Origin of the sequence: Caballeronia sp. EK (assembly GCF_014384845.1) — a bacterium.
Taxonomy (GTDB): Bacteria; Pseudomonadota; Gammaproteobacteria; order Burkholderiales; family Burkholderiaceae; genus Caballeronia; species Caballeronia jiangsuensis.
The window spans coordinates 83,685-108,340 of sequence record NZ_JACSUE010000020.1; the positions used below are offsets into that span (position 1 = coordinate 83,685).

The window sequence follows — 24,656 nt, forward strand, 5'->3', positions numbered from 1 at the left end:
GTTTGCCTACCTTTCGTGCGCAGAGATGCCGACGGACCGCGCGGATGCGAGTTCGTCGCTGTTGAGAAGATCCGCGTTGTGCGCCGCGGTCGGCTCGTCGAGCACAACCTTGCCGCCGTCCAGCATGACGGCGCGCGACGCGGACGCGATCGTCTCGGGGCGGTGCGCGACGATCACGCGTGTTATCCGAAGCGCGCTAACGGCTGCGTTAACCTGCTGCTCACGCTGAAGGTCGAGATGGCTCGTCGCTTCGTCCAGCACGAGAATTTTCGGACGTTTATAGAGGGCGCGCGCAAGCAATACCCGTTGTTTCTGTCCACCGGACAATACTGTGCCTATGTCGCCGACAAGCGTGTTGTACCCCATCGGCATTGCAATGATGTCTGCGTGCACGGCAGCGAGCTGCGCACATTCTGCGATCCACTCTGTGTTAGCGTGTGGATCGAAGAAACTGATGTTGTCTGCGATCGAACCGGCGAACAAGACGTCATCCTGCAGAACGGTGCCGACAAGCGAACGAACGCGGTCAAGGCCGAGCCCGCCGACGTCCACGCCGCCGATCCGAACCGCGCCGGACGTCGGCTCAAGCATACCCAGCAGCACGTTCGTGAGCGTGGTTTTACCGCAGCCGGAGGGCCCGATGAGCGCGACAGATTCGCCGGGCGCAATCGACAATGAAATACCATCGAGTACCGCGGGCTCGCCTTCGGCGTAACGAAAGCCGACCGCGTCGAACTCGATGCTGGCGGCAATTTCGTCCGCCTCGCCCGGCACATGACGCAGGCTCCCGGCTGGCTCCGCTTGGGCGAACACGATATCCGCGAGACGGTCGCCCTGTAACTGCAGCATTCGCACCTCGAAATACTTGTCGATCAAGCTGCCGACGCGGCTGTCGAATTGGCCCTTATAGGCGTTGAATGCAGTTAGCACGCCCACGGTGAACTGCCCGTCCATCACCATTCTTGCGCCAAGCCAGATGATCAACAGACCCTCTGCACCGAATAACAGCCCGTTAATCTGATGGAACAACAACTGGAGTTTCTGCACGCGTATACCCGCATTGATCTGCTCGACGAGGAGCGTGAGCCAAGTCGCGCGCCGCTCGTGCTGGTGGTTGAACAGCTTGATCGTCTTGACGCCGCGCACCGTTTCCAGAAAGTGGCTCTGCTGTTTCGACGCCCGTACGATCTGCTCCTCCGTCGCACTTAGCAACGGTCGATACCAGAGCCAGCGCAGCAGACCGTAGAGCGCCATGGCACCCAACGCGACGCAGCCGAGCAGCCGGCTGTAGACCATCATCATCGCAAGCGTGACGAGTGTCATCGCTCCGTCGATCAGCGCGCTGAGGAACGACGTGGTGAGGGTTTGCTGAATCGTGTCTATCGAGCCGACGCGAGACACGACATCACCGAGGTGACGCCGCTCAAAATACCGTACGGGAAGGCTGAGCAGGTGAGTGAAAACGTTCGCGCGCCACTGCACGTTGAGCATCGTGCCGAAATACATCAGCGCCCACGCGCGCATAGCACCAGTCGCCTGCTGCATCAGCAGCAGAAGGCCGAAGCCGAGCGCAAGCACCGTCAGCAGATCGCGGTCCGCACTCACGATCACTTCGTCGATCACCCATTGCAGGAAAAACGGCGAGACTAGCGCGAATGCCTCGAGCGCGGCCGCGAGCATGAGGATCTGACCGAGCGAGCGGGAAAGGCCGTGGACGGGGCCTAGCAGCGCTCGCAGCTTCACCGCCGGAGCTGCGACGCGCGGCTGAAAGCCGCCAGTCGGCCAGAGCTCGAGCGCGACGCCAGTAAACGACGAGGACATCTCCTCGAGCGACAACTGACGAACCCCCTGCGCGGGATCGTGGATCACGGCGCGCCTCCCGTTTATACCCTTGAGTACGACGAAGTGGTTGAAATTCCAGTGGAGGATACAGGGGGTGCGAAGCTGAGCGAGCCGGTCCAGATCGAGCTTGACAGCGCGCGTGCCCAGATCGAGCCGTTGCGCGATCTCGATCAATCGGCCTAGTCCCGTACCCTTGAGCGAAATAGAAAACCGGCCACGCAAAGTATCCAGGTCGATGTGATGGCCGTGATGGCCTGCGACCATTGCAATACACGCGAGCCCGCATTCAGTCGCCTCGGTTTGCAGGATCACGGGCAACGCGCGGCCTACGCTGAACGATAGACGGTCAAAAATGGACATGGGCAATCGATGGTTCAGAGTTTTCCAGTCAGGCTGTGGAGCGGTTCGAGTATCCACTCGTACAGACGTCGCCTTTCCTGCAAGAGATCAGCCTGCAAAGTCATGCCCGATTGCAACGGTTGCCGGTCGCCGTATGCAGTGACAGTCTGGAGATCCAGTGAAGCGGTCACCCGATAAAACGACCCGGCGCTGCGAGGCGTCCCGGCAGTCGGCATGCCGCTCGTCGATAGTTCGTCCGCGGATAGCGCTGTGCGCGCGATCGAGATCACGCGCGCCGGATACTGGCCAAATTTCTGATATGGGTAAGCCCGATACCGGACGCGTACCGGGTCGCCCAAGCGGACAAACCCGACCGCCTCGCTCGGCACGAACAGGTATACCTGCCAACGGGCCCCGTCCGGAACGATGCTCGCGACCGGGCGGGCCGGGTCGATCGTCTGTCCCGGCTCAGCCATCACAGCGGTCACGATGCCGCTCTCGGGCGCGCTGACAACAACTTCGCGACGCGCTTCGCTTTCGATTAGCGCCTGATCGACGTCGATTACCACACGGTCGATCTGGGAAAGCTGATTCTGTTGCCGCAGTGGAAGCCCGGCGAGTTCGTTGCCTGCTTCCCGTACCGCTTGCGATACGTTGGCTCGTTCACGCTGCAATGCGTGCAGCTTCGACTGCTGATCCAGCAGATCGGCCTGCCGCTGCTGAAGTTGGTCCTTCGAGATATAGTCCTGCGTGAGCAGACGCTCGTAGCGAGCTACCCCATCTTCCGCGATCGACGCGCGCTGGCGCTGGCTCGCAAGCTGTTCGTCAAGGCGCGCGCGTTCGACGAGCTGGCTCGCGAGCTTCGACTCCAGCGTATCGCGCTCATCCTGCTGCAGCAGACGCGTCTTGGAGATCTCCTGCAGCAACGAGTGCTTGCGCTGGCGCGCCTGGTCGATCAACGCGACCTGCGTCCGTCCTTCAACCGTGCTTTGAAGATCGATCGAGACGGCATAAAGCGCCGCCCCGCGGATTACCCGCTGGCCTTCCCGTACATCCTTACGCACGACGACGCCCGGCTGTTGCGCATAGACCTTGACGAGTCCCGTGTCCGGCACGATCACGCCATCGGCGGTCATGCGGCGCGTGTAGCTGGCGAACGCGAAAAGCAGTAACACACCGAGCGCCATTCCGGCTGCAGCGACCGTTAGAAAGGCGAACGAAATGGGCGCACCAGTACGATCACGCCGAGCGTGGGGGTATTCTGCGCGCGCAGGGCCTCGCGTCTGAAAAGTGGTGCTGGATTTTTCACAAGTGATCCTTACTGGCGCTGCACGCCGGTTCTGATGCGATGTGACACGCGCATGAATCAGCAGCCCTTTAGCCGGAAGTCGACAACGCGCATATCCACTAGTGTCCTCTGGCGATCGCAGACAATGTGTCAGCGCCGTAACGGGAAATGATTTCGGTCATGTCGTTGTTTGAGCTAATCAGCGTTTCCAATTGTTCAACGGGCCGCGACGACACATCAGCACCATTGACGATCGTGAGCATGTCGGTATGCAGATCGAGTTCAATCCGACTATTCTTCCGATTCCACAACATGACGCTTGGCCCCTCGTCGTATTTCATCGCTAGCAACGCCGCGGACTTGTGACCACAGATGAGATTGCCGATCCACGCTTGCGACGAGGAATGCATCGATGCGGTCTCCAGCAACTGCGCGATCTCTGCTTTGATGACATCGCGCTCCAGATGTGACCCCGGCGCAAGATGCTTTGCTTCATTGATCAGAAAGGCACGCCGCAGAGCCGTGTGGGAAATGTCGGCTTCTCTGGCTTTTTCCAGGACAACGTCGACGACGCAGCGATACGCATTGACCAGGACCTCTCTTGGCGCGGACGCGGGAAAGTAGGTGCCGGCTTCATTACTCGCAAAGCGTGCAAAGGCAATCCACGTGAGGCGCCCATCCAGACTATGTTTGCAAGGCGTCTGATCCGACTTCGAAGCGAGGTCGTCGCGCAAACTGAGTACCCATTCGTCAGTGGCCGAAATCACGGCCTGGAGCCATTGCAGCGCGACGGGATGATCGGCAATCCGCCGTGCAATAAATCCCGGTATGCCGGCAAGGCAGAGAAAATAGTGCGTACACCACGTATCGAATTCGCGGTGAAAGATCCGCAGACTGTATTCAAGCGCATGGTTCGCACGAGTACCGTCACGCAACCAGTACCTGTCGACGTAATAGCAGATCGACGAGAGACTTCTGAGCAACGGCACATGTTCGCTCCAAACTTTTTTCCACATTGATTTGAGCTCTTGTGCGGTATCCACGGTATAAGCGTGGAGTGTCATCACGGACGTAAAGTCCAGAAACCTACCGTCAACGGCAATGTTTGATGACGTACAGCCGTGCGCTAATAGATGCGAACGGGCAAAGGCAGACTGTTTGGCGAGTCGCCGCGCGAGCTCGCCGAGGCCGTGATGAAACCGCTGATCGTCAGCAAGGGCTTGCCAGTGGCTTTCCGTCCAATTTTCTGGCCTTGGCAGGAATTCTCCGAGACGTGGCGCGAGCTTGGCGACCCGCTTGACATCCGCCTCGCGATGCCACGCGGCGTCGCGAATTGGTTTGAAATGAGTAGCTCTTTCGAAGTGGGCAGGCCTGACATTCGGCTCCCGGACAAGCAGCGCGCGATCACTAGCGGTTGCAGGATGTGTGGCGAATGGGCGCAAGATGCCAATCACCCGTTCGCCGCCGAACGGCATGATATTCGTGACAATTTCGCTCCACAGCGTCTCGTAGATGGCGTCGACTAACGACAAGCGCCCATTCGAATGCGCGTGGTCGGATCCTTTACCTAACAGCAGGTTGATGCCGATGCCCTTAACCTGCAAGTCGCCCGTCAAACCGCAGCGAACTCCCCCTCCATTGTTGGCAATTTCGTCCCCGCCGTATCGCTCTGCCAACCAGATACGCTGGTCGCGTGAACTCGTGAATGGCTGTTCGGACACGATGAAGGCACATTCTTCTATGAGGTTTTCGTTGCTCAACGGCGACCGCTCACTTATGAACATTACCTCGGTCTTTTGCGCCCGTTCGACCAGCAGCGGAACAAAAGCAGGCGTGAGATCCCGCAGGTTCGCCCGACATTCACGGGCAATTGTCTTGTCAGCCATATGCATTTACAAAACAGACAGAGGGCCGTCGAAAGTTGCAACTCGCGGACATTTTCATTTACGCGTGAGAAGCGTTCGAGTTGCTTGGTAGACGTGAGGTTTGGGCAAATCCTTGTGCCGCGTCCAGAAAACGGCGTCGTGATCGGCAAATTCTTCACGCAGGAAAAACTTTTGTATCCGTTTCAGATAATTGTTCGGCGCGCAAGCGTCGATGATCCATAACTGCCGCCCTTGTTCCATTCGGAAAGATGCAATATGTGATTTCCGTCAAGAAGCCGCCGGACCGTATCTTTGGCGAGAAACGCGCAGGTGACAAATCCCACTGGCCTTTGCAGCTCGTCGAACAGAATTCTGACTTGTCCTATTTCTATAGCAGGTTCCACCCGGTTTTTCAGGTAGTCGAAACCACGCTCCTTATAATGTCGGTTGCGCGCCATAAGGCTCGCTACGCATCCAAGCTTCTCATATTTACTTTTGATGACTTCGTCAGTGAACTCGAATTCTTCCGGCATTGGGAAAAGTTAGGAAAAGTGCCATAGAGTCTGACTAGTGACACCCTCGGTCCGAAACTGCGAGGCAACTGGCATGATCCGATCGAGGGTGTTAAAAGTAGGTCGATTGGCTGGCTAATTCAGTAAGGCCAACAATCTGCCTCACGCGGTGACGTTAGGCCGATCCGCCACCGGAAAACCCGTGCCAAGCGCCGGAAAGATCTCCTGTAACCATCCCGCTAATCCCTCCAGCTCCAATGGGTTGGCCGGTCGCGGCGGCACCAGCAGCGCCAAGAAGACCACCGCCCACAGCACCCTTCAAGCCTCCAACAACGGCCCCACCTACACTACCGCCGCCAGCGACCATGAGCAGTTCCTCGTCGGTCAGCAAGGACAAATCACTCGAATCAACAAAACGAGAGTTGTTTGGATGCTCCAACATAATGGTTGCTATCGTCATATTTAGTCACCTCACAGATTTAAAAAATCTAAAGAAAAATTCACTAAGAAGTACGGAAATAGCCGCCGTTACAACTGTGGCAGCAGTTCCCGTGGGCACGTCACTGATTTTTTGAATGACAAAGAAAACGCCGAGATAAAGCACAAAAGCATGAAGCATCCTTACTGCGATGACGAGAATCCTTTTCATCTTAGTCCTGGCAAATAATTGGTAGCGAGTGTGTACTCTATAAGCGATCTGGTGCGGACTGCTCGTGCCTTCGCATAATCTGTAAATTTTTGGAGTGCATTGTGTTTGTCTCTCATCGACCCATGTTTCTGCGAGGCTCGATCGACAATTTCACGGCGTGCTGATAGCGTTCCGATAAACGATGTTTTTAAAACAATCCGCTTGCAGCACATGAATGATCCTACGAATAAGAATGATTGAGATTTATACGGCAACGTAGAAAAAATTGGAAGCGACAACTTTGGGCCGGTGTCGATTTCTGAAGTCGCGCCTTCGCTTTTCACTGCAAAGGTCTGGCACACCCAAGGCTCACGCTTTCATGCCCATCCCGACGCGGCGAGGTAACCGGCATTCGGACCGCCTCATGGTGCACGAAGGCACGCAGACAATGGCCCCCATTTGCCATCCAAGTCGCGTACCCAATCGTCGCCCGGATGGTCCAATTCGTGTTCGTCGACTGCGGCTGGGGGACCGGAATCGTTAGTAATAGACCAGTTGGGACCGCAAGTCGCGCTTGACAGCGCGTGCCATCGTCCTAAATTCCAGATATTGATCGGGATAAAGTAATGCGCTGGATAACCTCATACTCAAGGTACGTACAGCAGTGACGGTCTGGCCGCTCAGATGATAGGCGGAAGTATATGTTCCCAGCGATGAAACGATGCTGGCTGGATTCGGGAGTTTTGGTATCGTGACATCGTTAGGAAATAGGATCGTTGTTGTCTCGGTCACGTTTCGCCCCGCCAAGGGCATGGGAAATCGACGCTGCTCCAGGTTAGCCTCTTCGAACGCGGAGCCGATGCTGCTGAAGCTTCCTAGGCCCACTGGAACGGGGATTGCACCTGGACCAGGTAGGAGTGCGTAATCGGGCAACGTGAACTGCGTTTCATAACAAAATGATCGAGTCAAATCACGTACATTGCCATACTCGTATATGCCGGCGCCGTCCTGGCCGGTCATCGTAAGGACTCGAGCCGCAGCTTGGCTTGCGAAGCCTGGCTGCAGTGACGCAAATATCTGACGCGCAACGAGGTCGAACGCCCCTTGGTTTTCGATTTGACTCGTGCCAGAGACATCGCCTTCGTCGCTGATCGCGATGTGTGTCGCGACCTCCACCCGTGCAGTCTCTGGATCCGCTATCGGCAACACCACTACGCGAGCACAGCCGCATCCGTTGTCCGTAACCAACGCCGGCTTGCCCAACTCGGTGGGCGGCAAGATGCCGAACCCTGGCGGTAGAGTCGACAAACATCTCGAACTCGGGCAGGTAAGTAATTGCATGATCGAACACACCAACGGGCAACGCGACTTCGGGAAGCCAGTAGCTGTTGGTCGAATTGACCAGGACCGGCGCGCTTTTGATACTCTTCGCAGCGAGTAGGGCCTCAAGCAACGTCACGTGATCCTTGCAGTCACCGTAAGCAGCGGCCAGAACGGCGTCGGCCTCATGCGGCACGACGTTCCCAATACCAAGATGAACCGCTACGTAGCGCACGTGCGTGCTAACCCAGTCGTACAGAATTTCAGCTTGCCGTCTCCGATCCGTAACGCCATGCGTAAGTTCATCAGCCAGCGCTTGGATGGCACGCGTAATCTTTGCCTTTGGCGCGGCGCGCTCGATATATGCTTTACCGACAGCGGCGAAATCCGGAAATGTGCTCAGCGCGACACGCGGACTGTAATCAACATCACTCACCGATGCCATTTCCGGCTGGTGTGCAGGACGGTTCGTCAGTATCCATCTCCAAAGCTGCACGTCAGGCTGATCCGAGGCCACCCTTCCACCGGACAGATTGATCACGTCCACGCGCAGATTCATCGATGCTGGTGCCCGTACGATCAACTGCACTGAGTCCCTGGACACTGAGTCGCTGAAATATTCGAGCATGAAAAAATGCCCGGGAAACAAGGGGGTTTTTTGTCTTTTTCTATAGTGCAGCGTTAGCGTGGATCCGATGTCGACGCCAGGGTAGACAATTACTTTTACCTTATTGTCGTCGAACATTGGCGCATGCGTACTCTCGCTGCTTTGTTGTTCGATGATGTTCTCGGGCGTGACGTCGATACGCCGTCCGTCCCTTGTAATCGTATAGGCCCGTAATACGTTCAGCTCCTCGAGCGAGGTACTGTAGCGGAGCGATATCTGGCTGCATTCCTGCATACCCTGATCCGTTTCAATGCGAAAACGTTCAACCGTTTCTTTCGTATATGTGCCGTCTTTACAGACGTCGTAGACACTGTCTTCTAAAATGCGAGCCACATTTGGCTGAAAGTTCGCTGCTTGCATGGTTGAATTAGGAGAGATCGCGGTTGCAGGGTTCAGATGGTACGTGAAAAGCGTTGCATGGCCGAAATCGATTTTTGCAGTGGCTGTATGAAAACGTTGATCCCAGCGATCTGCTGACGGCTGTCGACTCTGAGGACCGTCTGCGCGACGGCCTCAGGGACCTCGACCATGGGGCACCGCCGGCAATCCGCGACGAGCTGCTGCAACTAGATCAGCTATCTCACGTATTTCATGGTCGACGCGGCGCATGAGCCCATCAACCTCGACATGTTCCGGACCGCGGAAGCGGCCTTCGAACGCTGCGGACTGCGCGGACATCGCGTGGGGAACTGGACGCTCCCGACGATGGATCACGACGTCCTCGCGGGGATCCTCGCGCTGCACGATCGCCAGTTGGCTTCGATGCCGTCGTGGCGATATGCAGAGGCGTGTACGCGCATCCATGCGTTTCTGCGCGGCGACGCGCAGTCGCCGCTGCCGGCGCCCGCACACGCATAGCGCCGCGATCCCTACCGGTCTTTCGGCGTGGGTTCACGGTCCTGGTTCAGTGGTGCAAACGTCCCGTCAACAAACGTGCGCAGCTGCGACAGGTCGGTCTTCGCGTAGCCGGCGGTGGTCTGCATTGATGCATGCGCGCGCAGCGCCTGCGCCGCCGGCAGCGGCACCTGATGGTCGACCACGAGTTGCCTGGCGTAACCGTGCCTCAACCAGTAGGGCGATGCCAGACGCAGCCGCGCGGCACCGGCGCGATCCGATTTTTCGAGCCGGTCAGCCGCAGCAGTAAAGATCGCCACCTCCTCATACAGACCCGAACTTTGCAGTGGACCGCCCTTGAGTCCATGAGTCAGTGCCGCGTGCTCGAAAGGACCCGGATGCGGTGGCAGGCCGCGCAGTTGCCGGCACGTCTTCAGGACCGGCACGCAGAGCGCGGGCAACGGAATTGCACGCGTCTTTCGGCCCTTGCCGAGTACGTGCAGCGTCCAGCGTTCAATATCATCGACGCGGTCGACCTCGAGCTACGACAACTGCGCGTCGTCGGACCACACCAGTTCGACCAGTTGTACGCCAGCGCAGCGGTACAGCATCCGGATCAAGCGGCGCCGCGCAATCGCCAACGTATCTCTTCGATCCGCATCGCCTGAATGGCAAGTGGCAATTGCTTGTTCGCACGGCGCACACTTCTGGGCACGCGAACCTACCTCACAGGGCATAGTGTGCGACTGGTTCAGAATGGCAGTTGACCGAGGTAAAGCCGCCTCACCTGTGACCGGAGTTGAGCGTCCGCAAAGGCCGATCTCCCGCCTACCAATGCGAACTAGGGCGAAGGTCTGTTAAGCCTTAAGAGCCGCCCAAATCGGCCCTAGTTGCCGCAACGAGTCGGCAAGCGCCGCCCCCGCAAATCCGCGAACAACCACTAAACAACACGCGCAAAAAACCGAGCCCAAACTTACCCAACTGCCACCCTCCGATCATCCACATTCACCGCCCCGCATACCCCCCCTCCCACCCACCCCCCAGCGACTTGCACAACGTAACGAGATTCTCCGCAGCCGTCGCCTTACTCCGCTCAAGATCACTTTGCGCTGCAAGCAATTGCTTCTGCACATTAAGCACGTCCAGATAATCAAGCGCCCCAGCCTTATATCGTTGTTGCGCGACCCCAAGCGCCCGTTCATTCAAACTCACCGCCGAAGCTAGCCGATCACGCCGCCGCTGCTCAGCGTCATACACGAGCAGCGCATCGTCCACCTCGCGCCAAGCCTCGAGCACCGTTCGTTTATAGAGAATCGCCGCTTCCTGCTGCTGTGCTTCCCGAAGCTGCAACGTGCCCTTCAACCGCCCACCCTCAAAAATCGGAAACGTAATCGACGGCCCGACAACAAATTGCCCCGACGCCCAATCGGCAAGACTGGAAAGCTGCAGACTCTGAAACCCCGCACTCCCGTTCAACGAAATACGCGGATAGAAATCGGCCTTCGCCATGCCGATCGACGCCGTGGCCGCATGCAGTTGCGCATCGGCCTTCTTGATGTCCGGCCGGCGCTCCGCCAGCTCCGATGGAAATCCGATAGGCACCTGCGCAGGCAGCTTCGGCACATCGCGCGCATCGCTCAGCATGTCCCGCAGCGCGCCGGGCTGCTCGCCGAGCAACACGCCGATCGCGTTGATCGTGGTATCGCGGCGCGATTCGAGCGTCGGAATCAGGCTCTCGATCGTTTCCATTTGCGCCGAAGCATTGGCGACGTCGAGGTCCGTCGTAACGCCTTCGCGCACGCGGATTCTCGTGAGCCTCACCGCATCGCGTGCGATATCGAGGTTCTGTTTCGTGATCTCGAGCAGCGACTGCGTATCGCGCAGTTCGATATAGTCGCGCGCGAGCTCCGCACGCGCCGAGAGCAGAATCGCATTGCGATCTTCGAACGAAGCATCCGACAAGGCGCTCGCGGCTTCGACACCGCGCCGCACGCGGCCCCAGATGTCGAGTTCCCACGAGGCATCGAAGCCGGCCTGATACAGGTTGTAGGCGGGCGAGCCCTTCGAGCCCGGCATCCCCGATACACCGAGCGGCGCGTTCCCCGACGCCGATTGCGGCTGGCTTTGCGACGGCGTAACCCCGAGCAGCGAAAGAATGCCGTTCTCGCTGCCGCGCTCGCGGTTATACGATGCCGCGCCGTCAAGCGTCGGAAGCGCGGCCGCGCCCGCAACGCGCTGTTCCGCGCGGCTTTGACGCAAACGTGCGGACGCCGCGGCCACGTCGAGGTTATCGTCGGCGAGGCGCTTTTCCAGCGCATTCAGCACGGGATCGTCGAAGAGCGTCCACCAGTCCGGATTGAAGTCCGCTTCCACGGTCCTGCTCGATGCCTGCGCTGTCTGCGTGCGCTCGAAGACGTCCGGTGTCGCGGTCTTCGGGTGCTCGAAATCCGGCCCGACCGTGCAGCCCGCCATCGTCAGACAAGCCAGGATGGCGAGCGCGATCGCGCGCAGGGAAGTGTCGTTCTCGTTCATTTCGCACCTCCTTCTTGCGCAAGCGTCTCGCCATGCCGGCCGACCGCCACTTCCGCCTCGACCGAAAGACCCACGCTCAACGCCGATGCGGCTTCCTGCCCGCGATCGATCGTGATCTTGACCGGCACGCGCTGGACGATCTTCGTGAAATTGCCCGTCGCGTTGTCCGGCGCAATGGGCGCGAAGCTCACGCCGGTAGCGGGCGCGAGACTATCGACACGGCCTTTGATGACCACGCCGGGAAAGCTGTCGATCCTGATCCGCACGCTCTCTCCGGGCCGCATCTTCGTGATCTGGTTCTCCTGAAAATTTGCGACGACATAAGCATCCGCGAGCGGAACGATGGCGAGCATCGGCGCGCCCGCCGTGACGAATGCGCCGACGCGCGCGGAGCGCCTGCCCACCTTGCCGTCGACGGGCGCGCGAATCTCCGTGTACGACAGGTTCAGCTTCGCCTGTTCGAGCGCCGCTTCCGCGCGTGCCAGCGCGCCTGCCGCCTTGTCGCGCTGGGTGCGCAGCACATCGAGGTTCTGCTCGGTCGTGGTCAGCGCGGCGCGGTCGTGGGCCTGTTGCGCGAGCTGCTGCGCGAGCGTGCTGGCCGCGCGCTGCTGCTCCTGCGCGGTGCCTGCGCCCGTGTCCGAAAGATTTTGATAGCGCGATGCGTTGGCCCGCGCGAACTCGATGGCGGCGTCGTCGGATCGCAGTGTCGCGCGCGCCTGATCGACGAGCGACGGATGCCGCGCGATTTCGGCATCGAAGTTCGCGACGGCGGCGCTCGCCGCGCTTACGTCGGCCTGCGCGCTCATCAGCGCCGCGCGGAAATCGCTATCGTCGATACGCACGAGCACCTGGCCCGCCTTGACCGATTGATTGTCGTCGACGAGGACATCGGAAATCTGGCCCGCGACGCGCGGCGCGACGAGCGTGAAATCGGCCTGAACATAGGCATCGTTCGTGGATTGGCTGGTGGAATCAGGAAGAAGCCTGACGCCCGCCCACGCGACGACGGCGAGCGCGATCACCGGCGTTGCAATGCGAATGAGTCTGGAACGAGAGCGGATGATGGATGACATGAAAGCCTCCCTTAATGGGAAGAGGGCGGCGTAGCGGTCCACGGCGGAAAGATCCGCACGGGCAACACCGGAACGAGGAGAAGAAGCGCGATGGCAACACACGCCATCACGCGATAGAGATCGGCGGACATCAGCACCAATGCCTGTTCATGCACGCGATGAGCGAGCTCGCTGAGACCACTGGCCGTGTCGATGCCCTGACTCGTGACGAGCGCCCGATTGCCGAGCTGATCAACGAGCATGGTCGAATGGAAGCGTTCGCGAGCCGTGCCGAGTCCTTCGATCAACGCGGTCGCGGCAGCGGCGCTGAAGGTCTTGAGCGAGTTGAACATCGCGGAGGCGAAGGGGCCTTCGGTTGGCGGCAAACCTGTGGTAACGCCCATCAGGATCGCGAGAATCACCATCGGTTGCGCGGCGATCTGCAAGGACTGAAGCAGATAGAAGTTGTCGCGGATCCATTCGGACGTCATGAAGCTTCCCATCAGGCAGGTCGCGATCATCAGCGACAGACCGCCCGCCATCACCCAGCGCGAATCGACGCGCTTCAGGTTCAGCAGCGCGGCCGTCAATGGCAGCGCAAGCAGGAGCGGAAGGGCGACCAGCAACGACAGCGGCGCCGTCTGCAGCGGCCGGTATGCGTGAATCCTCGCGAGATGCTGCCCCGGTATCGCGGCCACGCCGACCAGCAGGATCACGGCGCCAGCGAGCGTCGTGAGTCCGTGCGCAAAGTTTCTTCGTGACAGCAACTGGAGCTTGAAGAACGGCATCGGATGAAACCATTCGTTGACGAGAAACACCGCCAGCAACGCAGTTCCGCCGATGAACATCACGCGTATGAAATCCGAGCTCAGCCAGTCCAGACGATCGCCTTGCAAGAGGCCGATCACGAGCATCGCGATCGCCGGGCATCCGGTGAGGAACCCCGTCCAGTTGAAGGCGCGAATGCGTTCCAGCTTGAGCGGATCGTCGGGAAGACCTTGCTGGATCGCGATGCAACTCACCACGCCGAGCGGCACGATCTGCCAGAAAGCCATCTTCCAGCTCGCATACTCGGTCCACAAGGCGGCGAGCGGCGTTCCGAGCGCCGGCCCGAAGGTCGCCGTCATCGCGTATCCGGCAAGGCCGTATAGCTTGATCTTCGGCGGCAGATAACGCAGCGCCACGATGATGAGCATCGGCGGCAGACAACCGCCGGCGATGCCCTGCAACACGCGCAACGCATAGAGCGCCGGAAGGTTCGGCGCGAACGGACACAGTACGCCGAAGAACATCGTGGCCAGTACGGCGCCGATGGTGAATCGCTTGAGCGTGAACGTGATGCCGAACCACGGCGCGAAGACCATCGTCGCGACGTTGGCCGCTTCGAACAAGGTGGTGAGCCAGGTTCCGTCGTCGTGTCCGATCGAGAGCGCGCCCTGGATGTCGGCCATCGCGAATGCGGTGACCTGCTCGTTCAGTATCGCGAGCAGGGACGCGAGCAGCATCCCGATCAGGCCCGCAGCAAGACGCCGAGAGAGCGCGGGCTGCTTCACGGGCGCACGTTCGGCGGTTGTTTCGCGAGGCGCGTCGAGAACGGAATCGGTCGTGTTCATATGCGTGTCATCACATCCGGCGTTGTGCCTCTTCGAAGTATTGCGGCGCTTCGCGGCGATCGAACATGCCGTACTCGCGGATCACGCGAATGTGGCGCATGCGCACGTCGCTCGGCAGCGTCGCTTCGCGTGAGAACGCATCGGCGGCGGTTTGATCGCGCCATGTCGCCACGGCGATAACGTTCCCCGGCGCGAGCAGCGCATCGAATACATCCCACGCGACGAGGCCGGGCGCTGCCAGATCGAGCCCCAGCGATTCAGCGACGCCTCGCGCGCCTGCCTGCTTTATCCACGCGGGCTTGCGGCTTGCATCGAGCAGCGTCACGGCCTTGCCTTCACCAATTTCCGTGGCATCCAGACGCTGTTCCAGCAACGCTTGTCCTTCGGGAATATGCGTGTCCGCGACGACCTGACCGATGCGCAGGCGATAGTCCGCGAACACGCGGTCTCGCGCGGCCTGCATGATCTTGTGATGCCGAGCCTCGGTACGCCAGCGCACGAGCGACTTCTCATCGCGCCAGCTCGATAACGACAGCAGCCAGCCGTCGCGGGTCAGGCTCGCGTAGCGCATGTTGTCGATGAACCCATCGATCTTTTCGAGCTCGGGCCGCAGCATCTTCGCCATGCCGAGATAGGCGTCGAATTGCTCGGGAACGGGATTGACTTCCAGCATGGCAGAGAACATATGAGGCTCTTCGATTAGTTAGTGAAACGATGCAAATCGATGGGGCATATTCGCCGCGCATCGCGTAGCTTTATTGTCGGCGACGAAACTTCGTTGTTGAAGGACGAGCGACAGCGCAATCGGGCCAATGAATGTGCCGATTCGGCCAAGGTCATCGAATCCGCACGCAACGGTTCGCCATCGGCCAAAGTGCGCCCGATTCGGGCCATGTCGATGCGCCGCTCACCGCTTCGCCGGACATGCTGCCTACAATCGCAACGCAAACAGCTTGTGAGCGGGATTCGGAATGGACAGATTGCGTGAGATGGAAGTGTTCGTCGCCATCGTCGATGGCGGCGGTTTCACGAGGGCATCGGAAAAGCTGGGCTTGTCGACGGCGGCGGTTTCGCGTGCGCTCAACTCGCTCGAAGCGCGCATCGGCGCTCAACTCGTCGCGCGCACGACGCGTTCAGTGCGGCCAACCGATGCAGGCACGGTGTATCTCGACACCTGCCGGCAGGTGCTCGATGCCGTCGCGGATGCGGACGCGAGCATCGGCGCTTATCACGTCAAGCCGGTGGGAACGTTGACCATTTCTGCGCCCGTGCTGTTCGGCCAGCGATTCGTGGCGCCGCTCATCAATGCGTTCGCGTTGCGTTATCCGGATGTCGGCATCCATGCCGTGTATGTGGACCGGACCACGCGCTTGCTGGAGGAAGGCGTGGATGTCGCCATTCGCATCGGTCATCTCGGTGACTCGACGACGTTCGCGGTGCCGTTGGGTTTCGTGCGGCGTCGGACGTACGCCGCGCCGGCTTATCTCGAAGCTCGCGGCGAACCTGTTCATCCGAGGGAATTGACGCGGCATGACTGCGTGTCTTTCACCGGCGTCACGCATCCGCACGAATGGGTGTTCGCGGAGCGGGGCGCGAGGTTGCCGGTGCGGCTTCAGCCGCGCATGATCGTCGATCTCGCGCCTGCTGCGATCGCCGCGGCGCGCGATGGCGTCGGCGTCACGCAGTTGCTTTCCTATCAGGCGGCGCCCGAAGTGCTACGCCGTCGACTGAAGCCGATATTGACGGCATTCGAGACCGATCCCGTGCCGGTAAGCGTGCTGCATGTGGAGCGTCGCGGCGCAAGCGGAAAGGTTCGCGCGTTTCTGGAATTCGTGACCGAAACCTTGCGCAAGAACGCTCAGTTGCGATGCGGGCACAGAGAAAAGGCGCCGCGCGCTTACGCCGATCGCGCGGCGTGATCCTCGTCTGCCGATGCAACGGTTGTGTGAAGCTCGCGATATGCGCTCACCAATGCATCGAGGCTGAAGGAGCGATTCAGACCGCTCGGGTTCGGCAATACCCAGGCATGGACGCCGCCGAACGCTTCGGCCTGAAGTCCCCATGCGATATCGCGCTTGCCGGTGATCGCCGACAGCGCCATCTTCCCCAGAAACGCGATATACCGCGGCGCGAGATGCGCGATCTTCTGCTCGAACGCCGACGCCGCGGCCTCGATCTCGGACCGCGACAACTCATCGGCGCGCGCGGTCGCACGGGCGACCGCGGTGGTGAGGCCGTATCCGTATCGAAGGAACGTGCGATCGTCTTCGGGATGAAGCTGTTCCGGCGTGAAGCCAGCGAGATGCACGACCCGCCAGAAGCGATTGCCTCGTCCTGCGAAGTGATGTCCCGTCGATGCGGCGAGCATCCCCGGATTGATCCCGCAGAAAATCACCGATAACTTCGGCGCGACGATATCCGCAAGAAAGGGCGAGGTGTCGGTCACAGGCGTCGTGCTCATGCAAGACCTATGCGGCTTCCGCCAGTTCCTCCAGCACGAATTCCTCGCCGACGTCTTCATGAGCCAGCGGCATCGGCAGCGTGCTGATTTGCGCCGTGCCACGAAACCGCTCGCGATACTGCTTCGGCGTTACGTTCAGGCGCCGGGAGAAAGTCGTGCGCATGTGCGTAGCGTTATGAAAACCGCACTTGAATGCGACGGTCTTCAGCGGCGCATCGCTCGATTCGAGCAGCTTCCTCGCGGTATCGACGCGAACCTGTTCGACGAACGCCGAGGGCGTTACCTGCGCGTACTTCGCGAACACTCGCGAGAACGTGCGACGGCTCACCGAAACCGCGCTGGCGAGCTGCTCGATGGAAAGCGCATCGCCGATATGATCCGTCACATACTGATGCACCTTGCCGATGATCGGCGCTTCTTCCTTGTCCGCCGCGACATAAGGGCTGTACTGCGACTGCCCGCCTTCGCGCTGAATGTAGACCACGAGGCGCTTGGCGACGCGAACCGCCTGCTCGTGCCCCCAGTCCTCGGCCACGAGCGCCAGACACAGATCGATGCCCGCCGACACGCCGGCGGAGGTGAAAAGGCGGCCATCGCGAATGAAGATTTTGTCCGGCTGCACGCATGCGCGCGGGAACGCCTTGCCGAGGCGGCCCGCATCGGCCCAGTGCGTCGTGACCTGCATGCCGTCGAGCAAGCCGGCATGTCCCAGCACGAACGCGCCGTTGCAGACCGAGCCGAACCGCGCAGCGCCGCGCACCTGCTTTTGCAGCCACGAGATGAATTCGTGGGGCGGGTTCCAGTCGGGCAGGTTCGGTCCGCCGGCCACCAGCAGCAAGTCGTATTGCGTATCGGAATCGAGATAGCCGACCGGGACGACGATCTGCATCCCGTTCGAGCACGTGACCATGCCCGCTTCGCGCCCGACGAGCGAGACTTCATAACGCTGATGATCGGGGAGATGCGTGTTGGCTTCCGCGAACACGTCGAGCGGGCCTGCAACGTCGAGTGCCTGCACGCCGTCGAACAGAACAATGGCGACTTTCATGCCGTGACCTTCGTTAAGTAGGAGCTTCAATCGCTGGGGACGGCCCAGTCTATCCCAACGCTCGCGCGCGAAGTACGCCTCGCCCGGTAATTGACTTTTGCTTCGATGTAACAAGCGAGCGCCTGATCGCGCCTTAGCGGGCGTGGCCCAAATCCGGCATCGACTGGCCAGACAACGCGCCAGATGCATGAGCCGCAGCGAGCGCGGCTGACTAGACTTCATCTCGAGAAAGCATTCGAAGGATAGTCATCATGTTGATCGAGACACATCAAAACTCATTTCTGTTCGGCGCCAACGCACCGTATGTCGAAGAGCAGTACGAAGCCTATCTGGGCGATCCGGCTTCGGTCACCGATGAATGGCGCGCCTGGTTCGATGCGCTGAACGACACACCCGCCATCGACGGAAGCGATCGCGATGACGAGCCGCACGCGCCCGTGGTGTCGAGCTTCATCGAGCTTGCCAAGGGGCGGCATGACACGCCGGTGTCGCGCGATGGCGGACTTGCGCTTGCAAGAAAGCAGGTCGCGGTGCAGGCGCTCATCGCGGCGTTCAGGACGGTCGGCACGCGCACGGCCCGCCTGGACCCGCTGCAATGGGAGCCGCCGCGCGCGCTTGTCGAACTCACGCCCGCGTACTACGGTTTGACGGCGGCGGACATGACCACGCGATTCAGCACCGCCGACACGTACTTCTTCGACGAGGACGCGACGCTCAAAGAGATCGTCGCAGCGCTGGAGCAAACCTACACGGGCACGCTGGGCGCGGAGTTCATGCATCTCACCGACGCGAACGAACGGCGCTGGTGGCAGATGAGACTCGAATCCACGCGGGCGAAGCCGTCGTTTTCGACCGCGGACAAGCGCCGTTTTCTCGAACGCCTGAGCGCGGCCGAGGGACTCGAAAAGCATCTTCACACGCGCTATGTCGGACAGAAGCGGTTCTCGCTCGAAGGCGGCGAATCGCTGATCGTATTGCTCGATGAACTCGTGCGATACGGCGCGTCGAAGAAGGTGCGCTCCGTCGTGATGGGCATGGCGCATCGCGGACGCCTGAACGTGCTGGTCAACATCGCGGGCAAGCCGCTCGACGCGCTCTTCGACGAGTTCGAAGGCAGGCACGCGGATACGCTTCCGGAAGGCGACGTCAAATATCACAAGGGCTTCAGCGCCGTCACGCAAACCGCCGACGGACCGGTGGAGGTCGTGCTCGCGTTCAATCCGTCGCATCTGGAAATCGTGAATCCGGTCGTGCAGGGCATGGCGCGCGCGAAAGCGGATGCGATCATGTCCGACGCTGCCGGCAGCGTGCTGCCCGTCGAAATTCACGGCGATGCCGCGATGTCCGGTCAGGGCGTCGTGATGGAAACGCTGAGCCTTTCGTACACGCGCGGGCATGGCACGGGCGGCACCGTGCATGTCGTCGTGAACAATCAGATTGGCTTCACGACCTCGGACCCGCGCGATACGCGCTCATCGTTTTATGCGACGGATATCGTCAAGCTGATCGAGGCGCCGGTTCTGCACGTGAACGGCGACGATCCGGAAGCGGTGGCGATGGCCGTGCGCCTCGCGCTCGACTATCGCACGGAGTTCAGGCGCAGCGTGGTGATCGATCTCGTTTGCTTCCGCAAGCACGGGCATCAGGAGCAGGACACGCCCGCAATCACGCAGCCCTTGATGTATCGCGCGATCGCGGCGCATCCCGGCGTGCGCACGCTCTATGCGCGCAAGCTGATCGCGCAGGGCGCGATGACGGCGGAGCAGGTCGAGGCGCTCGTCGGCGCACGGCGCGAGGTCTTCGATCAGGCGCGCGGCAGCGAGGTCATCGAAGCATCGGGCGCAGCCGATGCGGTTATCCCGACGCGCTACGAGCCGCCCTCGTCGGAACAAGTGAGCGTATTGGCGCGGCGCATCTCCAGCGTGCCCGATGGCTATGAGCTTCATCCGCTCGTCAACAAGCTGCTGAACGCGCGCCGCGACATGGCGAGCGGAAAGAAGCCGCTGGACTGGGGCATGGCCGAACATCTCGCGTTCGCTTCGCTGCTCCACGCCGGCGTCGATGTGCGTCTGAGCGGACAGGACAGCGCGCGAGGCACGTTCAATCATCGGCATGCGATGCTGCATAACCAGAAGCGCGCGAGTCGTGCCGACGGCGTGTTCATTCCGCTCGAACACGTTCGCGACGTGCAGGGCCGCTTCACGGTGACCAATTCGATTCTCTCCGAAGCAGCCGTTCTCGCGTTCGAATACGGCTATTCAACGGTGAATCGCGACGCGCTCGTGATCTGGGAAGCGCAGTTCGGCGACTTCGCGAATGGCGCGCAGGTCGTCATCGATCAGTTCATCGCGGCGGGCGCCGCCAAGTGGGGACAGCGCAGCGCGTTGACCTTGTTGCTGCCGCACGGGCAGGAAGGCGCGGGACCGGAGCACGCATCGGCGCGGCTCGAACGATATCTGCAACTGAGCGCGCAGGACAACATGCGCGTGACGCAGCCGACGACGCCCGCGCAAATGTTCCATCTGCTGCGCATGCAGGCGCTCGCTTTCGATCGCCGTCCGCTCGTCGTGATGACGCCCAAGTCGCTGCTCAGGCACGCGGAAGCGGTCAGCACGCTCGACGAGCTGGCTCACGGCGCGTTCCGTGAAATCCTGCCCGATGAAGCCCTGGACGCGGCGCGTGACGGCAACGTGGAGCGTGTCATCGTCACTTCGGGTAAGGCTTATTTCGAGCTGCTCGACTATCGCCGCAAGCACGGCATCGACGATACGCCGATCATCCGCGTCGAACAGCTTTATCCGTTTCCATCCGACGGGCTCGCGGCGGTGCTCGCGCGCTATCCGAACGTGAAGCGCGTGATCTGGTGTCAGGAGGAAGCACGCAATCAGGGCGCGTGGAGTTTCGTCGAGCCGCAGTTGCGTGAGATTCTGCCAGCGGGCGCAGCGCTGTCGTATGTGGGACCCGCTGCTTCCGCATCGACGGCGCCGGGTTATCACGGCGAGCATGTCGCGCGGCAGAGCGATGTCATCACGCGTGCATTCGCGGAGTGAGGCGACGATGACCCAGCACATCGACGAGGCAATTTCAGGCGCCGACATCATCCTGCGCGTGCTTGCCGAACAAGGTGTCGATACCTTGTTCGGATATAGCGGCGGCGCCATCCTGCCGACCTACGACGCGGTCTTCCGCTTCAACGACATGCATGCGGATGAGCCGCAGAAGCAGATCCGCTTCGTCGTGCCGGCCAACGAGCAGGCGGCTGGCTTCATGGCGGCGGGCTATGCGAGAGCCAGCGGCAAGGTCGGCGTATTCATGGTGACGTCGGGTCCGGGCGCGACGAACGCGGTCACGCCGATCGCCGACTGCAACGGGGATTCGGTGCCCGTCGTGCTCATCTGCGGACAGGTGCCGCGCGCCGCGATCGGCAGCGATGCGTTTCAGGAGGCGCCGGTCTTCAACATCATGTCGGCGTGCGCGAAGCAGGTGTTTCTCGTGACCGATCCGGACAAGGTGGAACAGACGCTGCGCACCGCGTTCGAGATCGCGCGCACGGGACGGCCGGGGCCGGTCGTCGTGGACGTGCCGAAGGACATCCAGAACTGGAAGGGCGTGTATCGCGGGCAGGGCACGTTGCAGCTTCGCGGCTATTCGGAGCGTCTTCGTCAGATGGCGAAGGGCGATCGTCTCGATGAACGCAAATGCGCTGCATTTTTCGATCTGCTTGCACAAAGCAGGCGGCCGCTCCTGTACGTGGGCGGCGGTGTGATCGCGTCCGGTGCGACTGCCGAATTGCGCCGCTTCAGCGAACGCTACGAGATTCCTGTCGTGACGACGCTGATGGGACTCGGCGCGATGCCCGCCAAACATGAGCGTGTGCTCGGCATGCTGGGGATGCACGGCGCTGCGTGCGCGAACTACGCGGTGGAAGACTGCGACTTCCTGATCGCCGTGGGCGCGCGATTCGATGACCGCGTCGCCGGTGGCCGTCCCGATGCGTTCGCACCGGGAGCGCGCCATGTCGCGCATATCGACATCGACGAAGCGGAGATCGACAAGGTCAAACGCACGCACTGGAATCACGTAGGCGACGCGAAACGCGCGCTGCTTTCGCTGATGGAGCACGGTCCGGCATCGCGGGCGCCGTACGACTGGATCGAGCGTGTGAACGATCTGAAGCGCAGTCACGGCATGAATTACGATCGCGACAATCGCGCGATTCAGCCGCAATGGGTCATCGAGAAACTCAGCGACATCACCGGCGGGCGGGCGATCATCAGCACGGGCGTGGGCCAGCATCAGATGTGGGCCGCGCAGTTCTTCGATTTTGTCGAGCCTCGAAGCCTGCTGACGTCGGGAAGCATGGGAACGATGGGCTTCGGATTGCCCGCGGCGATCGGCGCGCAGTTCGCGCGGCCGGATGCGCTCGTGATCGATATCGATGGTGACGGCAGCATCCGCATGAATGTCGGCGAACTGGAAACGGCGAGCACCTACGGCGTGCCGGTCAAGGTGCTGCTGCTCAACAATTGCGGCGACGGGATGATCCGGCAGTGGCAACGGCTCTTCTACGACGGACGCATGTTCGTGAGCGACAAGGCGCTGCATCGCAAGGATTTCGTGCTGGCGGCGCAGGCCGATGGTTTCGAGTTTGCCAGTCGCGTCCGGACGCCGGGCGAGCTGGAAGACAAGCTGCGTGAATTCGTCGCGTTCGATGGCCCGGCCTTTCTCGAAGTGATGATCGATCAGAACGCCGATGTGTTTCCGATGGTCGGACCGGGGCAGAGCTATTCGAGCATGATCACGGGTCCGTTCATCGCATCGCGGTCCGGGCAGGAGACGGTGGTTCCGGCCGCGAAGAGCGAACCTGCGGCGGACATGTTCTGAAATGGACGCCGATCTCATACACAAGGCGCTCGCGAATCCTTTGCGGCGCGAGATTCTTGCGTGGCTGAAAGCGCCGGAAGGTTTCACGCAGACGCACGCCGCTTTCGCCGGCGCCGTGCCGCTGAGCGCGATTCAGGCACGCAGCGGGCTCTCGCAGTCGACCGTTTCGGCGCATGTCGCGTCGATGATCGAAGCGGGGCTGCTCGTGTCGAAACGCGTGGGATCGTTTCTGCTTCTGTCGAGGAACGAGGAGGTCATTGCGGCGTTTGTGAGGGAGGTGGTGCGCGGGCTGTGAGGATTGGTCGTGCGTTGCGGCATTGAATCGCAGTTTTCGAATCCGACGCGAAGGATCAGATGAGTCTTCGACCCAAGTCCTGCAAGGAAGTGAACATCCGACGCTCACGAGAGCGGCCGACGTTCAATTTTGTTGACTGAAATGCTTGGGTTTCGGAGATGCATCTAGGACTGGTCCGAAAGGTTGACCCCCATAAAACTCCAAGTTTCTGATTCATCTTAGGCGACCGTCAAAGTAATATGGACTGCGACAGATTGTTGACTCCACGCAACTTTTATTTATGCAATCATTCCGCCAAATGGCCAGATGGCGGACGTCGCGCAATCGTAGAGCAGAGTCTGATGGAGCTCGAATTGGATCGCCCTGGTGTCTTCTGTCAAACCGGACAGCGCAATCCTAGGGAGTTCTATTCGAATGTCGATGGTCATCCCCAGTCAGGCTTATAGCCTGACTCTCAAGCCGCAACCGGCGCCGGTATCCGTTCTCCGTTTCCACGGGCGCTTAGAGATCAGCGAGCTCTATGAATACCACATAGAGTTCACAAGCCCCGTTGCCGACATTCCGATGGACCATGTCGTAGGCAGGCCGGCGACGTTTTCCATTGAGCCTGTCGATCCGGCTCAAGGTTATCTGGAACAAATGTTCGGGTCGCGATGGAAAGACTTCAGCAAGATGCCGTCGAAGTACTCGACCCACGGAGTTATTCAGCGCTTTGAGAACCTCGGGCCATCGGCCGACGAAACCCGCTATCGCGTCACGCTCGTTCCGGAAATAGCAGACCTCGCCAGGGCGAGGAAAAGCAGGCTATTTCAAAAGCAATCCGTTGTCGAAATCATCACGGATACGTTGCGCCACTACGGTTATCGACTGGGCGTCGATTTCGACTTCAAGAGTTTGCGCGGAAAATATAAGCGGTTCGAATACGTTACCCAATTTCACGAGACTACATTCGCCTTTATCCAGCGACTCTGCGCTGAATCGGGTCTCTGGTTCCGTTTCGAGCAGAAGAGCGATCGCACCGTCATCATCTTTGGCGATGATCTGGATGCGTACGCGCGCAAGCAGCGCATCGTGCCGCTGCGCTCGCACTCCGCTCTGGAGAGCGCAGGGGCGGAGTCCGTTCGGTCTTTGAGGACCATCACGCAGCGCGTGCCCGAAGCTATTCAGTTGAACGACTACAACCATCGTCAGGCGGATGTGTCGCTGTTGGTCGAGCAGAATGCCGCGCCGGGCGACAAAACGACGGATGGCGTCGATAACCACTGGGGCGAGCATTACGAAACGCTGGAAGAGGGTCGCGAGATCGCCCGCCGGCGTCACGAAGAATATCTGGCCACGCAGATCAACTACCGAGGCCGGGGCAATCCGTTCTCGCTCGAAGTCGGCGAGGTGATGGGGCTTGATGCGAATCCAAAGGATGCGCCGCACGGGCTCTTAATCACGTCGATCCGCTGTGGTGGTGGACGTGGCACGTCG

The 24,656-nt window shown here is 60.5% G+C and carries 19 protein-coding genes and 1 pseudogene; 7 read left to right on the forward strand and 13 right to left on the reverse strand.

What is annotated here, in order from left to right; genetic code table 11:
- Positions 1-6: 6 nt before the first annotated feature.
- From IAG25_RS36005 to IAG25_RS36030, 6 genes and pseudogenes are all read right to left on the reverse strand, one after another.
- On the reverse strand, positions 7-2,202 hold the full coding sequence (locus IAG25_RS36005) for a peptidase domain-containing ABC transporter (RefSeq protein ID WP_187609108.1): 2,196 nt from the start codon (positions 2,200-2,202) through the stop codon (positions 7-9).
- 14 nt (positions 2,203-2,216) lie between these two features.
- A pseudogene (locus IAG25_RS36010) lies at positions 2,217-3,490 on the reverse strand (HlyD family secretion protein).
- A 98-nt stretch (positions 3,491-3,588) separates the two neighbouring features.
- Entirely contained in the window at positions 3,589-5,355 is a 1,767-nt protein-coding gene (locus IAG25_RS36015) for a hypothetical protein (RefSeq protein WP_187609109.1), read from the reverse strand.
- A 182-nt stretch (positions 5,356-5,537) separates the two neighbouring features.
- On the reverse strand, positions 5,538-5,867 hold the full coding sequence (locus tag IAG25_RS36020) for a toxin-activating lysine-acyltransferase (protein WP_187609110.1): 330 nt from the start codon (positions 5,865-5,867) through the stop codon (positions 5,538-5,540).
- 154 nt (positions 5,868-6,021) lie between these two features.
- Positions 6,022-6,306, reverse strand: a complete 285-nt coding sequence (locus IAG25_RS36025; RefSeq protein WP_255504202.1) for an ABC transporter permease — start codon at positions 6,304-6,306, stop codon at positions 6,022-6,024.
- A 1,138-nt stretch (positions 6,307-7,444) separates the two neighbouring features.
- Positions 7,445-8,821, reverse strand: a complete 1,377-nt coding sequence (locus tag IAG25_RS36030; RefSeq protein WP_187609111.1) for a DUF3857 domain-containing transglutaminase family protein — start codon at positions 8,819-8,821, stop codon at positions 7,445-7,447.
- Positions 8,822-9,052: 231 nt separating this feature from the next.
- Here IAG25_RS36030 and IAG25_RS36035 point away from each other — a divergent pair, with 231 nt between their 5' ends.
- Positions 9,053-9,319 carry a hypothetical protein gene (locus IAG25_RS36035; RefSeq protein ID WP_222946802.1) on the forward strand — a complete coding sequence of 89 codons (267 nt, stop codon included), beginning with the start codon at positions 9,053-9,055 and terminating at the stop codon, positions 9,317-9,319.
- 11 nt (positions 9,320-9,330) lie between these two features.
- On the opposite strand, the gene IAG25_RS42325 is transcribed toward IAG25_RS36035, so the two are convergent.
- Positions 9,331-9,615 carry a hypothetical protein gene (locus IAG25_RS42325; protein ID WP_375336564.1) on the reverse strand — a complete coding sequence of 95 codons (285 nt, stop codon included), beginning with the start codon at positions 9,613-9,615 and terminating at the stop codon, positions 9,331-9,333.
- Positions 9,616-9,693: 78 nt separating this feature from the next.
- On the opposite strand from IAG25_RS42325, the gene IAG25_RS42330 reads away from it, so the two are divergent.
- Positions 9,694-9,963 carry a hypothetical protein gene (locus IAG25_RS42330; RefSeq protein WP_375336565.1) on the forward strand — a complete coding sequence of 90 codons (270 nt, stop codon included), beginning with the start codon at positions 9,694-9,696 and terminating at the stop codon, positions 9,961-9,963.
- 337 nt (positions 9,964-10,300) lie between these two features.
- Here the strand turns inward: IAG25_RS42330 and IAG25_RS36045 are convergent, their stop codons facing one another.
- Genes IAG25_RS36045 through IAG25_RS36060 form a run of 4 tightly spaced genes read right to left on the reverse strand, consistent with a single transcriptional unit; the run spans position 10,301 to position 15,177 of the window.
- Positions 10,301-11,827 carry an efflux transporter outer membrane subunit gene (locus IAG25_RS36045; RefSeq protein WP_187609113.1) on the reverse strand — a complete coding sequence of 509 codons (1,527 nt, stop codon included), beginning with the start codon at positions 11,825-11,827 and terminating at the stop codon, positions 10,301-10,303.
- Entirely contained in the window at positions 11,824-12,900 is a 1,077-nt protein-coding gene (locus IAG25_RS36050; protein WP_187609114.1) for an HlyD family secretion protein, read from the reverse strand. The genes IAG25_RS36045 and IAG25_RS36050 overlap by 4 nt, the downstream gene beginning before the upstream one ends.
- 11 nt (positions 12,901-12,911) lie before the next feature.
- Positions 12,912-14,492 (reverse strand): MFS transporter, encoded by a 1,581-nt coding sequence (locus IAG25_RS36055; RefSeq protein ID WP_187609115.1) that lies wholly within the window; start codon positions 14,490-14,492, stop codon positions 12,912-12,914.
- A 10-nt stretch (positions 14,493-14,502) separates the two neighbouring features.
- Positions 14,503-15,177: an antibiotic biosynthesis monooxygenase family protein gene (locus IAG25_RS36060; RefSeq protein ID WP_187609116.1), complete on the reverse strand. Its 675-nt coding sequence runs from the start codon at positions 15,175-15,177 to the stop codon at positions 14,503-14,505.
- A 286-nt stretch (positions 15,178-15,463) separates the two neighbouring features.
- On the opposite strand from IAG25_RS36060, the gene IAG25_RS36065 reads away from it, so the two are divergent.
- On the forward strand, positions 15,464-16,411 hold the full coding sequence (locus IAG25_RS36065) for a LysR family transcriptional regulator (RefSeq protein WP_187609117.1): 948 nt from the start codon (positions 15,464-15,466) through the stop codon (positions 16,409-16,411).
- On the opposite strand, the gene mug is transcribed toward IAG25_RS36065, so the two are convergent.
- Together mug and IAG25_RS36075 are read right to left on the reverse strand one after the other, a co-directional pair.
- Positions 16,390-16,953: a G/U mismatch-specific DNA glycosylase gene (mug, locus tag IAG25_RS36070; protein ID WP_187609118.1), complete on the reverse strand. Its 564-nt coding sequence runs from the start codon at positions 16,951-16,953 to the stop codon at positions 16,390-16,392. The two genes, IAG25_RS36065 and mug, sit on opposite strands and share 22 nt — an antisense overlap.
- 7 nt (positions 16,954-16,960) lie before the next feature.
- On the reverse strand, positions 16,961-18,001 hold the full coding sequence (locus tag IAG25_RS36075; RefSeq protein WP_187609119.1) for a GlxA family transcriptional regulator: 1,041 nt from the start codon (positions 17,999-18,001) through the stop codon (positions 16,961-16,963).
- A 251-nt stretch (positions 18,002-18,252) separates the two neighbouring features.
- On the opposite strand from IAG25_RS36075, the gene IAG25_RS36080 reads away from it, so the two are divergent.
- The 4 genes from IAG25_RS36080 to IAG25_RS36095 form a co-directional block, all read left to right on the forward strand.
- A complete protein-coding gene (locus IAG25_RS36080; protein ID WP_187609120.1) occupies positions 18,253-21,051 on the forward strand; it encodes a 2-oxoglutarate dehydrogenase E1 component in 2,799 nt (932 codons plus the stop codon).
- 7 nt (positions 21,052-21,058) lie between these two features.
- Positions 21,059-22,885 (forward strand): biosynthetic-type acetolactate synthase large subunit, encoded by a 1,827-nt coding sequence (gene ilvB, locus IAG25_RS36085; RefSeq protein WP_255504203.1) that lies wholly within the window; start codon positions 21,059-21,061, stop codon positions 22,883-22,885.
- Between the two features lies 1 nt (position 22,886).
- Positions 22,887-23,180 carry an ArsR/SmtB family transcription factor gene (locus tag IAG25_RS36090; RefSeq protein ID WP_187609122.1) on the forward strand — a complete coding sequence of 98 codons (294 nt, stop codon included), beginning with the start codon at positions 22,887-22,889 and terminating at the stop codon, positions 23,178-23,180.
- 414 nt (positions 23,181-23,594) lie between these two features.
- Positions 23,595-24,656 (forward strand): type VI secretion system Vgr family protein (locus tag IAG25_RS36095; protein WP_187609123.1); only part of this gene is annotated, 1,062 nt, incomplete at its 3' end.